This window comes from Streptomyces sp. Ncost-T10-10d (assembly GCF_900091955.1).
GTDB lineage: Bacteria > Actinomycetota > Actinomycetes > Streptomycetales > Streptomycetaceae > Streptomyces.
Genome location: NZ_FMDF01000075.1, coordinates 1 through 12,024, shown reverse-complemented (window position 1 = coordinate 12,024; position 12,024 = coordinate 1). Strand labels below are relative to the sequence as shown.

Here is a 12,024-nt window from a genome sequence, read left to right as displayed (position 1 = left end):
AAACGGATACGGCGCGGGCCCGTACCCCTGACCGGGGTACGGGCCCGCGCCGTCTGTGCGGTGACGTGATACTGCGGTGCTGCTCCGTCGCGGTGAAGCGATCAGGCGCCGAGGATCTCGCGCGCCAGCTTGGCGGTCTCGGTCGGCGTCTTGCCGACCTTGACGCCGGCGGCCTCAAGGGCCTCCTTCTTCGCCTGCGCGGTGCCGGAGGAGCCGGAGACGATGGCGCCGGCGTGGCCCATGGTCTTGCCCTCGGGGGCGGTGAAGCCCGCGACGTAACCGACGACCGGCTTGGTGACGTTGGCCTTGATGAAGTCGGCCGCACGCTCCTCGGCGTCGCCGCCGATCTCACCGATCATGACGATCAGGTCGGTCTCGGGGTCGGCCTCGAACGCCGCGAGGGCGTCGATGTGCGTCGTGCCGATGACCGGGTCGCCACCGATGCCGACGGCGGAGGAGAAGCCGATGTCACGGAGCTCGTACATCATCTGGTAGGTCAGCGTGCCGGACTTCGACACGAGACCGATGCGGCCGGGCTTGGTGATGTCGCCCGGGATGATGCCGGCGTTGGACTGACCGGGGGTGATCAGGCCGGGGCAGTTCGGGCCGATGATCCGGGTCTTGTTGCCCTTCGAGCCCGCGTACGCCCAGAAGGCGGCGGAGTCGTGGACGGCAATGCCCTCGGTGATCACGACGGCGAGCGGGATCTCGGCGTCGATCGCCTCGACGACGGCGGCCTTGGCGAAGGCCGGCGGCACGAAGAGAACCGACACGTTCGCGCCGGTCTTCTCCATCGCCTCGGCGACGGTCCCGAACACGGGTACCTCGGTGCCGTCGAAGTCGACGGACGTGCCGGCCTTGCGCGGGTTCACGCCGCCGACGATGTTGGTGCCGTCACCGAGCATGAGCTTGGTGTGCTTCATACCGGTGGCACCGGTCATCCCCTGGACGATGACCTTGCTGTCCTTGGTGAGGAAGATAGCCATGGTGTTGGAGTCCCTCGTCCCTTACTTCGCAGCCGCGGCGAGCTCGGCGGCCTTGTCGGCCGCGCCGTCCATGGTGTCCACACGCTGAACCAGCGGGTGGTTGGCGTCGGAAAGGATCTTGCGACCCAGCTCCGCGTTGTTGCCGTCGAGGCGCACGACCAGCGGCTTGGTGACCTCTTCGCCCTTGCTCTTGAGCAGCGCGAGAGCCTGGACGATGCCGTTGGCGACCTCGTCGCACGCGGTGATGCCACCGAAGACGTTGACGAAGACGGACTTGACGTCCGGGTCGCCGAGGATGATCTCCAGGCCGTTCGCCATGACCTCTGCGGAGGCGCCGCCACCGATGTCGAGGAAGTTGGCGGGCTTCACGTTGCCGTGGTTCTCACCGGCGTACGCGACGACGTCCAGGGTCGACATGACCAGACCGGCACCGTTACCGATGATGCCGACCTCGCCGTCGAGCTTGACGTAGTTGAGGTTCTTGGCCTTGGCGGCGGCCTCGAGCGGGTTGGCCGCGGCCTTGTCCTCGAGGGCCTCGTGGCCGGGCTGACGGAAGTCGGCGTTCTCGTCGAGAGACACCTTGCCGTCCAGCGCCAGGACGTCACCGGAGGCGACCTTGGCGAGCGGGTTGACCTCGACGAGGAGCGCGTCCTCGGCGACGAAGGTGTCCCACAGCGTGACCATGACCTCGGCGACCTTCTCGGCCACCTCGGCCGGGAACTTCGCCTGGGCCACGATCTCGCGGGCCTTCTCGATCGTGACTCCGGTGTTGGAGTCGACCGGGACCTTCGCGAGGGCCTCGGGGGTCTTCTCCGCGACCTCCTCGATGTCCATGCCGCCCTGCACCGAGGCCATGGCCAGGAAGGTGCGGTTGGTGCGGTCGAGGAGGTACGAGACGTAGTACTCCTCAAGGATCTCCGGCGCGGTCTCGGCGATCATCACCTTGTGGACCGTGTGGCCCTTGATGTCCATGCCGAGGATGTCGGTCGCGCGGGCGACCGCCTCGTCGGGGGTGGCGGCCAGCTTGACGCCGCCGGCCTTGCCGCGGCCGCCGACCTTCACCTGCGCCTTGACGACAGACTTGCCGCCCAGCCGCTCGGTCGCCTCGCGGGCTGCCTCAGGCGTGTCAATGACTTCACCGGCCAGCACCGGTACACCGTGCTTGGCGAAGAGGTCCCTCGCCTGGTACTCGAACAGGTCCACGCGCGTCCGTCCCTTTTCAGTGGTCTCGCGGTTCGTTTTCTGCGTGGGCGTGCCGCGAGGGGCAACGTGACTGCTCGGTCACTAGGAAGGCGCACACGGTGACCCGGGGTACGCGGCATGTCCATCTCGCAGGTTATCCCCGCGCTCCACAGGACCCTAAATCGCAGATCGCACCTGAGCGGTGATTACGGTCACAGATCCCGCCGGCGCCCGGGTCGCAGTGGACAGAAGGGCAGTCGTGCGGTGCGGCGGGGACGTGCCCCGGACCTGGCCGATCGGGCGGTCCGGGGCCGCCGGTGTCAGATGCTCCGGGCCGGGTACTCGGGAGCGCCGAAGGAGGGCACCGAGCCTGTCGCATCGGTCACATACGCCGGAGTGATCGACGTCAGACCCTCGGCGCCGTGGGCCGCGTTCCCGACAGCGGGACGGACATCGTCACCGACCGTACCGACGAGACCGCCGGCGAACGGCTGCGCCTGGGCTCCGACGCCGTGCGCCGGCGGCATCACGCGGCCGGTGACACCCTGTGCGAACGGAGCGACCGCGTCCCCGGCCGGCCCCTGGGCGAGCGGCTGCACCTCGGAGGTGACGCCCGCGGCGAACGGCTGGACCGCGCCCGTCACGCCCTGGGCCATCGGCTGGACCTCGTTGGCCACACCCTGCACGAAGGGCACTGCGGCCTGCTGCACGACGCCCTCGGCGAACGGCGTGACCTCGGCGACCACACCCCGGACGAGGGTGGAGACGTCACCGAGCGCCCGGCCGACGGCCGGCAGCACCGTGGAGACGGCGTCGGCGACGGCGGGCGGCAGCACGGCGTCGGTCGTCCGGCCGACGACCGGCTCGGCCTGGGTGGTGGACCGGGTGACGGTCCCGGTGGTGCTTCCGGCAGTGCTCCGGGCGATGCCCTGCGCGGTGGTCAGGGCGCCCGGTCCCGTTGTCTGTGCGTAATCGGCGTAGCCGGGGATCTGCTCGATCGGGCCGAAGAGGTAGTCGATGGGCGCCTCGGGTGCGGCCGGGACGCCCTGCAGGACCTGCTCGTCCAGGATGCCCTGCGGGGCCAGGACGTCGGACCGGCTGATGGCGTCGTGGAGCGTGCCGGTGACCTTGTCCGCGGCGCCCGCGACCTGGTCCTGGACCGCCGCGGCCCGGCGGGCCGGCTCGGCGGCCGTGGCGCCCTTGGCTGCGGATGTCGCTTCGGCGGCCTTCGCCTCGGCCTCGCCCCTCGCCCCGGTGGCCTTCGTCCGGACGGTGTCCTTGATGTTGTCCGTGAGACTGCCGAGGCCCTTGCTGTTCCCGAGGTTCGTGAGGTTCCCGGGCTCCTCGGCCCCGTCGACTCCGTTGACCACGTCGGCGGCGTCGACCGCGTGGTCGGGGGTGGACAGCGGAAGGGAGACGGGGAGCTCGTCCGCGCTGGCTGCGGCGGTGCCGAGGGCCCACATTCCGGTGGCGGTGGCGGCGACAGCTATGGAACGGCGGATGTTCTTGTGCATGTGTGTGTCAGATCCTTCGAGTTCGTTTCGGCGGTCCGGAACCTTCCGGACGGCGGGCAGACCTGTTCCGCCCCCGCGCGGCAGGTCGGGGCGGGGGAACGGGCTGCCCTAGCCGGGGAATTCGAGGATGTCGCCGGATCTGTCGCGGACCGGTGCGGCAGTCGCCGGGAGGCCGGCACCGCGTATGAGTCCGAAGAAGGAACCGCCCGCGAACGGGACGGCGTGCTGGTCGCCGCCCGTCGGCGCGTGGGCCTCGGCGGATGCGGGACGGCCGAGGCCGTGGGAGGGATCGTGCGGTGCCTGCTCGGACATCGGCCGGTACTGCGGCGCGGAGGGCCGTGGTGCGCCACGCACCGCTGTGCCGCTCAGCGGGGCGAACCCGCCCGGACCGGCTGTCACCGCAGGGGTGTACGGACGGACGAGGTGCGGCTCGACGAGGGTTCGCACGCTGTCGTCGGCCGAGCCGGGGGCCCGGTGCGGTTCGGCGGGCGGACCGCTGGGGGTGCGGGTGTGGGGGTCCGGCAACGTCAGCGGCGGCAACCCGCCGGGGAGCGCGCCGACGGGTCCGGTGACCACCACGCGGAGAAGCATCCCGGCCGCGTTGTCGACCTGCCGGACCTGTTCGGCCTGTTGGGCGAGCGGCCGGGCTGTGGCGTGGACCGTCCGGACAACCGGCCGGGCGACAGGGGAAACGGAGCGGCGGGCCGCCGGTTGGGCGGGCGGGTACGTCGTCTTGCCGGGAGACGCGGTGCGAGCGGCGTCCACCGGGCGGCCTGTCTTCGTACCGGCGACCGTATCCGCGGCCTGTCGCCCGCTCGGCTCAACTGCCGTGCGCGCCGGGCCCGTAGCGACCTCTGCTTCGGTTTCCGTTTCTGTGTCCGCTGCGCGGGTGATCGTTGCCCCCGTGCCGGGGAGCGACAGAGCGGGTTGCTGTGCCGCATGGGCCCGCGTCCCGAAGAGCAGCCCCAGGGCCAGCAGCCCGCCGAGGAACAGCACCACCTGCAGCGCTCGCCGGCCGACCGGCCCGCGCCTGCGGCGCGGATCGGTGGCGGAACGAACGGCTGCGGTGGTCACGTGGGGATGAGCCCTCTCCGGATGGCGCAGACCGCGGAATGCGGTCCTCCGCGGATGACGGGACGATGCTTGCACGAACCTCCCGGGGTCGCGCAAGCCCCTCGTTACTGATGAGTCTCCTTGTCCGGTATGGGAAGTGGCCTCTTCTCGATCGCCGCTGCCATCACTCCCGGGAAGAGATCCGGGGTGCATGCGAATGCCGGTGCGCCCAGGGCCCCGAGGGCCGCCGCGTGGTCGCGGTCGTAGGCGGGCGCACCCTCGTCGGACAGCGCGAGCAGCGTCACGAACTGCACACCGGATGCCGTCATCGCGGCGACCCGCTTCAGCATCTCGTCGCGTATGCCGCCCTCGTAGAGGTCGCTGATGAGGACGACGACGGTGTCGGCGGGGCGGGAGATCTTCGACTGGCAGTAGGCGAGCGCCCGGTTGATGTCGGTGCCGCCGCCGAGCTGGGTGCCGAAGAGTACGTCGACGGGGTCGTCGAGCTGGTCGGTGAGGTCGACCACTGCTGTGTCGAAGACGACAAGCCTGGTTTGCAGGGTTCGCATGGAGGCGAGCACCGCGCCGAAGACGGAGGCGTAGACGACGGAGGCGGCCATCGACCCCGACTGGTCGATGCAGAGGATGACGTCCTTCTTCACGGACTGCGCGGCCCGCCCGTAGCCGATGAGCCGCTCGGGGACGACGGTGCCGTACTCGGGGAGGTAGTTCTTGAGATTGGCCCGGATGGTTCGCCCCCAGTCGATGTCGTGGTGGCGGGGCCGGTCGATCCTGGCCGAGCGGTCCAGCGCGCCGGTGAGTGTGGCCCGGGTGCGGGTGGCGAGCCGCTTCTCCAGATCGTCGACGACCTTGCGCACGACGGCCCTTGCGGTCTCCTTCGTCGTTTCGGGCATGGCCTTGTTGAGCGAGAGGAGCGTTCCGACGAGATGGACGTCCGCCTCGACGGCCTCCAGCATCTCCGGTTCGAGGAGCAGCGCCGAGAGGCCGAGCCGGTCGATCGCGTCGCGCTGCATGACCTGGACGACGGAGCTGGGGAAGTACGTGCGGATGTCGCCGAGCCAGCGGGCCACGGAGGGGGCCGAGGCCCCGAGTCCGGCCGAGCGGTTGCTCCCGCCCGGGCCCCCGGGTCTGCCTCCGCCGCCGTACAGTGCGGTCAGTGCGCCGTCCATCGCGGCGTCGCGTCCGGTGAGGGCGCAGCCGGTGCTCTCCGCGCTGTCCCCGCCCAGGACCAGCCGCCACCGGCGCAGCCGCTCGTCGTTCACCGGGCCCGACTGCGAGCGGGACCGTGCCGGGCGGTCCGCCGGGCCGGGCGGCGAGCTGTGGGCCGGGCGCGGTGCGGTGCCGGCCGTGTCCGTGGTCATCCTGTCGCCCCCAGCGGTTCCTCGGCGTTCTGGACTCTCTTGTCCGAATCTCTGTTGTCCGGATCTCTGTTGTCCGCGTCGACACTGCCCGGGTCCGGACCGGTGCCGGTGTCCAGACCGAGCAGCAGACGCAGCACCGGCACCACCGCGTCGGCCCTGGCTCCGTCGAGTCCGGGGCCGAAGCCGGGTGCCGTCGACCCGGTGGCGGTGGCTGTCGGCCCCCCGGCGGACGGACCGCGCCGTACGAGTTCGCCCAGCGTGCGCCGTACGCCCGCTTCGTACACGGAGAAGGTGCGGCGCAACAGGGGCAGCACATCGGCGAAGGTGTCGGCCGACACCCCGGTGAGCCAGGCATCGACCAGGCCGAGCAGTCGCTCGTCGTGGACGAGGAGCATGCCGCCCCCGGCGGCTCCGCCGACGAACCCCTCGATCCAGGCCGCGGCGTCGGCCGGGGGCGTGCCGGGCGAGAGGGCCAGGCCCATCAGCCGTGCCGCGTCGTCCTCCGCGAGCCGTCCTTCGTCGAGCAGCAGGCGGGCCGCGCGGCCCCGGATGACGCCCGCGACCGTGTCCCGGGCGGCGAGCTTGTGCAGCACGGCGGTCCAGCGCTCACGCACCCCGGCCCCGTCACCATCCGTCTGAACGGCTCCGGTGAGCAGCCCGATCGCTGTGTGGACCCCGTCCACCCGGCGGCGCAGTTCGGCTGCGCCGTCGGCGTCCAGTCCGGTGCAGGCGGGAGGGAGTCCGACGCAGATCCGTTCGGCGAGCCCGGCCGCGACCTCGCCGAGAGCCGCGGTGTCCGTGGACCGCACGTCGCCGTAGCGCAGAGTGCGGGCCAGCGCGGGCAGGGCGTCGGCGAGATGGCCGACATCGGCGTCGAGTGCGGCGCGATCGGCGAGGGCCCGCATCACCGCAGGCAGCGCGTCGGGCAGTTCCGCGAGGAGGCAGTGCTCGGCGAGTGCGGTGACCTCGGCGAGTGCGGTCGCCGAAGCCGCCAGGGTCTCGGCCTTGGCGGTCGCCGCGGAGAGCACGGTGGTGCCCCATGTCCCGGCCTCCGCGACCCGTACGTACAGCTCGGGTTCCCAGCGCAGCCGCCAGCTCTCCCGGAAGGTGCCGGTACTCGCCCGGCCTGTGGCGGGCTCGCCCCAGCCGACGGCGAGGATCCGCAGCCGGTGGAGCAGCCGGCTGCGGGCCGCGTCGGTGTCCTTGCGCAGGTCGAGCTCCAGCTCCCGCTCCATCGCCTCCGGTTTGATCCGGAGTGTGCGCTGCTGTCGGGCGAGGTCGCGCTGCAGGGGTACGGCGGGGGCGGTGTCCGGCACCTCGCCGAGTGTCTCGCCGACGATCAGCCGGTCCTGTACGAGCGCGAGCGGCACATCGGAGCCCTCGCACATCACGGCCCGGATCGCATCGGTCGTCTCGCTCAGCCCGGCCAGCGGGCGGCCTCGCATGGCGGCGAGGGTCTGGGCGAGCCTGACGGCCTCGATGACATGGGCGGACGAGACGAACCGGTCCTCGTCGCGCAGGAGTCCGGCGACCTTGGTCATCCATCGCTCGATCGGGCGGTCGGCGGTCTCGAAGAGGTGTCCGTACCAGCCGGGAGAGTCGATGCCCGCCCCGTATCCGCTGTGCCGGGCGAGCCGGCGGTGCGACCAGGGCACCCAGGTCAGCTCGGCCTTGACCTTGGGCAGCCCCTTGAGCAGCGCCCGGTCGGCGGCGAGCGTGGTCCTCGTAACGAGCGCGGGTACATGCCAGGCACCGCAGACGACCGCGATGTTGTCCCCGAACTCCTTCACCGTCCTGCGCAGTTGGATGCGCATGTACGCCTCGCGCACGGTGTCACGAGGGTGGCCGCCGTCCCCGTACACCTCGCGCAGGGCCGTCATCGCCTCGGCAAGCGCGGCGAACGGTGCCCGCGGGTCGACGGCTTCGCCGCCCTGGGTGCGGTGTTCGACGACGTCCTCCCACCAGCGCTCGGGGTCGTCGTAACCCGCCGCCCCGGCCAGTACACCGATGGGGTCGATCGGGGCGTGCGCAGGCGAGCCGCCCGCAGCCGGCTCCCCGGCCCCGTCCCCGTCCACTCCCCCATTCCATTCCGCTTCCCCGTCCCCGTCGCCGTCCCGGTCCGTTCCGCGTTCCGCTGCCTGTGCCATGGCCAGGGAGTTCGCCGCGGGCAGGTCGATGAAGCGGACCGGGACGTCGTGCGCCAGCGCCCAGCGGATCGCGACCCACTCGGGCGAGAACGCGGCCATCGGCCAGAACGCCGCCTGCCCCGGGTCGTCGACAGCATGGGCAAGAAGCGCGACCGGCGGTCGCATCTGCTCGTCGGCGGCCAGTGGCAGCAGTGCGTCACCCTCAGGAGGTCCCTCGATCAGCACCGCCCGCGGGCAGGCGGCTTCGAGGGCCGCACGGACGGCTCGGGCCGAGCCCGGGCCGTGGTGCCGCACCCCCAGCAGCAGCGGTCCGGCGGAACGCGCGGCCCGGGTCATGCGGATACCTCGCGGCAGGCGCGGTAGAAGTCCTTCCACCCGTCCCGCTCCCGGACCACGGTCTCCAGGTACTCCTGCCAGACCACTCGGTCGGCTGCGGGATCGCGGACGACCGCACCCAGGATGCCCGCCGCCACATCACCGGGGCGCAGCACCCCGTCGCCGAAGTGCGCGGCCAGCGCAAGGCCGTTGGTGACGACGGAGATCGCCTCGGCCGTCGACAGCGTCCCCGAGGGGGACTTGAGCTTGGTGCGGCCGTCGGTGGTGACACCGTCACGCAGCTCACGGAAGACCGTCACGACGCGCCGGATCTCGGCCATGCCGTCGGGCGCTGCCGGGAGGTCGAGCGAACGCCCGATCTGGTCGACGCGCCGGGACACGATGTCGACCTCCGCTTCGGGGGTGGCCGGCAGCGGCAGCACGACGGTGTTGAACCGGCGGCGCAGCGCGCTGGACAGCTCGTTGACCCCGCGATCGCGGTCGTTGGCGGTGGCGATGACGTTGAAACCGCGGACCGCCTGGACCTCCTGGCCCAGTTCGGGGACGGGGAGCGTCTTCTCCGACAGGATCGTGATCAGCGAGTCCTGCACATCGGCGGGGATACGGGTGAGTTCCTCGATCCGCGCGGTCATGCCGTCGGACATGGCACGCATGAGCGGACTCGGCACCAGGGCGTCACGGCTGGGCCCGTGCGCGAGCAGTTGTGCGTAATTCCAGCCGTAGCGGACGGCTTCCTCCGGGGTGCCCGCCGTGCCCTGGACAAGCAGCGTCGAGTCGCCGCTGACGGCGGCCGCCAGATGCTCGGAGACCCATGTCTTGGCAGTGCCGGGGACGCCGAGGAGCAGCAGGGCCCGGTCGGTGGCGAGTGTGGTCACGGCGACTTCGACGAGGCGGCGCGGACCGACGTACTTGGGCGTGATCACCGTGCCGTCCGGCAGTGCACCGCCGAGCAGATAGGTGGCGACGGCCCACGGGGACAGCTGCCAACGGGCGGGCCGCGGGCGGTCGTCGGCCGCGGCAAGAGCCTTCAGCTCATGGGCGAAGGCATCCTCTGCATGCGGTCGCAGGGCCTGTACGCCAATGGCGGCGGTGGTTTCGGACGCGGTCATGGATCCCCCTCCAGATCGGTCGACCTGATGTGGTTTCCACCGTGCACCATGGCACTGACAATCGGCCCCGACCGCAGGTCAGGGCCGATTCAGCGGCTACGGACGGAACGTTCAGCCGGTCACCGGCGAGACAGCGACGCAGCCGCCCGCGGTGACGAGGCCCTCCCCCTTGGCCTCCTTGATGACCTTGCCCTTGTGCGTGATCGAGCAGGCGACGTCGGCCCCGTCCGAGTCCAGGACGATCGGCATGACGGCAGGCGGCATGATCCCGCGCAGCGTGACGGTCTTCCGCCACGGCAGCTCGGGGGACTTGACCGTCTCGATCTTCGGGTCCATGGCCTTGCCGCCGCCCGCGTGGAACTGGATCTCGTCCACGCTCGTGCCGGTGACCTCGTAGGTGACTTCGTACGTCTCGTCCACGGCCTTGTCCACCTGGTCGACGGTCTCGGAGCAGGCGCCGAGGCCCACGGCGAGGCCGAGGACGACAGTTGCGCAGACGGCCGTCCGAACGGCGCGGATGTTACGGACGTTACGGATGTTATATACGGTGCGGTTCATCAGCTGATCCCCCCGGATTCAAAGGCCCTGAGTTCGCAGCGAATCGCAAAGGGCGGGCAAAGTCAAGAAGTGTGCGTGACGGCGAATCAGCAGGTCAGGATCATTGTCAGTGGTGCGTTCTACCGTCGTTCCCATGCTGCTATCTCACGAGGGAGAACCCTTGCGCACCGCCGACCCGGCGGCGCGCTGGACGGTGGAGCAGGTCCTGGCCCTGGCTCCTGACGAGACGTCGCGCAAGGCGGGGAGCAAGCTCGGTTCGGCCGGCCCGTGGTCGGGCGGCGGGTGTGACGGTTCGGGTGCGGTGTGGGGGCTGTGCAAGGGAAGCGGGAGCAAGCCGTATCAAACGGTGGTGGACACCACCGGTCCTGCGTACACATGCAGTTGCCCCAGCCGGAAGTTCCCGTGCAAGCACGCCCTGGGCCTGCTGCTGGTCTGGGCGTCCGGCGAATCGGCTCTGCCGGCCGGCGAGGTGCCGGACTGGGCCGGTGAGTGGCTGACGGGCCGTCGCAAGCGTGCGGCGGACAAGGGGGAGAAAGGCGGGCCGACGGCGGGCGGTTCCTCGGCCGCGGGCCCGGCCGACCCGGAGGCCGCCCGGCGGCGCGCCGAGCGCCGGGCGGGGCGGATCACCGGCGGCGCACAGGAGCTGGAGCAGCGGCTGACGGATCTGCTGCGCGGCGGTCTGGCAGCGGCCGATCAGCCGGGGTACGGGCTGTGGGAGGAGACGGCAGCCCGCATGGTCGACGCCCAGGCACCCGGACTCGCCTCCCGGGTACGGGGGTTGGGCTCCATTCCGGCGTCCGGGCCGGGCTGGCCGGTGCGGCTGCTGGAGGAGTGCGCACTGCTGCATCTGCTGGACAGCGCATGGCTGGGGATCGACCGGCTGCCTGAGCCGCTGGCGGCCACGGTCCGTACCCGCGTGGGGCTGACCGCCCCCGCCGAGGGCCCATCGGTCCGCGACCACTGGCTGGTCCTCGCCCAGTACGACACCCCGGACGGCAGGATCGTCACGCGTCGCATCTGGCTGTACGGGAGGGACTCGGGCCGCACGACTCTGCTGCTCTCCTTCGGGGCGGCCGGGCGCACCCCCGAGCTGGCCCTGCCGGTGGGCGTCACGATCGACGCCGAGATGACGCACTATCCGGGCGCCGGGCGGCTACGGGCCGAGCCGGGCAGGCAGTTCGGTGTCCCGTCGACGACCGGTACGCCACCGCCGGGCGGTACGGCGGCGGCCGCGATCGGTGCGTACGGAGACGCCCTGCGGGACGATCCCTGGCTGGACGCCTGGCCGGTGACACTGCGCGAGGTCATACCCGTACCGTCCGGGGACGGCTGGCAGCTGGTCGACGCGGCGGGCGATGCGGCCCTGCCCGTCGCCCCTTCGGCGCTGTCCCGGCCCGGCCTGTGGAAGCTCGTCGCGCTCTCCGGCGGCTCGCCCCTCACCGTCTTCGGCGATTGCGGCCACCGCGGGTTCGACCCACTCGCGGCCTGGTCCATGGACGCGGACACCGGAGCCTGCGGAGTCGATGCCGACGGCGTCGAGACCGGCGGCGTCGACACGATGTCCGAGATCGTGCCGCTCATCTGACATTGGATTCGAAGGGGGACCAATGCCTCGCACCGTCACACCCGCGCCCTGGGAAGAGCTCGTCACCTCGGCGCTTCTCGGCACCGACCGCCGCCCGGCCGAGGGAGGCGGCGGACCGGGCGGACTTCTGGACGCGGCGGCGCTCCACACCGTGCAACGCAGAGCGGGACTG

Annotated in this window: 9 protein-coding genes; 1 reads left to right on the top strand and 8 read right to left on the bottom strand. The window is 71.5% G+C overall.

What is annotated here, in order from left to right; genetic code table 11:
- Nucleotides 1–101: 101 nt before the first annotated feature.
- The 8 genes from sucD to GA0115254_RS11535 all read right to left on the bottom strand — a co-directional run bounded on the left by sucD (nucleotide 102) and on the right by GA0115254_RS11535 (nucleotide 10,267).
- A complete protein-coding gene (gene sucD / locus GA0115254_RS11570) occupies nucleotides 102–986 on the bottom strand; it encodes a succinate--CoA ligase subunit alpha (RefSeq protein ID WP_093895203.1) in 885 nt (294 codons plus the stop codon).
- Between the two features lie 21 nt (nucleotides 987–1,007).
- Complete coding sequence (gene sucC, locus GA0115254_RS11565) at nucleotides 1,008–2,189, bottom strand: ADP-forming succinate--CoA ligase subunit beta (RefSeq protein WP_093895202.1); 1,182 nt, start codon at nucleotides 2,187–2,189, stop codon at nucleotides 1,008–1,010.
- A gap of 299 nt (nucleotides 2,190–2,488) precedes the next feature.
- Entirely contained in the window at nucleotides 2,489–3,682 is a 1,194-nt protein-coding gene (locus GA0115254_RS44340; RefSeq protein ID WP_093895201.1) for a hypothetical protein, read from the bottom strand.
- A gap of 108 nt (nucleotides 3,683–3,790) precedes the next feature.
- Nucleotides 3,791–4,756 (bottom strand): hypothetical protein, encoded by a 966-nt coding sequence (locus GA0115254_RS11555; RefSeq protein ID WP_093895200.1) that lies wholly within the window; start codon nucleotides 4,754–4,756, stop codon nucleotides 3,791–3,793.
- 104 nt (nucleotides 4,757–4,860) lie between these two features.
- Nucleotides 4,861–6,117 (bottom strand): VWA domain-containing protein, encoded by a 1,257-nt coding sequence (locus GA0115254_RS11550; RefSeq protein WP_093895199.1) that lies wholly within the window; start codon nucleotides 6,115–6,117, stop codon nucleotides 4,861–4,863.
- Nucleotides 6,114–8,600 carry a DUF5682 family protein gene (locus GA0115254_RS11545; RefSeq protein ID WP_093895198.1) on the bottom strand — a complete coding sequence of 829 codons (2,487 nt, stop codon included), beginning with the start codon at nucleotides 8,598–8,600 and terminating at the stop codon, nucleotides 6,114–6,116. Before GA0115254_RS11545 ends, GA0115254_RS11550 begins: the two co-directional genes overlap by 4 nt.
- On the bottom strand, nucleotides 8,597–9,709 hold the full coding sequence (locus GA0115254_RS11540; protein WP_093895197.1) for an ATP-binding protein: 1,113 nt from the start codon (nucleotides 9,707–9,709) through the stop codon (nucleotides 8,597–8,599). Before GA0115254_RS11540 ends, GA0115254_RS11545 begins: the two co-directional genes overlap by 4 nt.
- Before the next feature lie 111 nt (nucleotides 9,710–9,820).
- On the bottom strand, nucleotides 9,821–10,267 hold the full coding sequence (locus tag GA0115254_RS11535; protein ID WP_093895196.1) for an MmpS family transport accessory protein: 447 nt from the start codon (nucleotides 10,265–10,267) through the stop codon (nucleotides 9,821–9,823).
- A gap of 133 nt (nucleotides 10,268–10,400) precedes the next feature.
- Between GA0115254_RS11535 and GA0115254_RS11530 the strand changes: the two genes are divergently transcribed.
- Nucleotides 10,401–11,852, top strand: a complete 1,452-nt coding sequence (locus GA0115254_RS11530; protein ID WP_093895195.1) for an SWIM zinc finger family protein — start codon at nucleotides 10,401–10,403, stop codon at nucleotides 11,850–11,852.
- The last annotated feature ends 172 nt before the right edge of the window (nucleotides 11,853–12,024 follow it).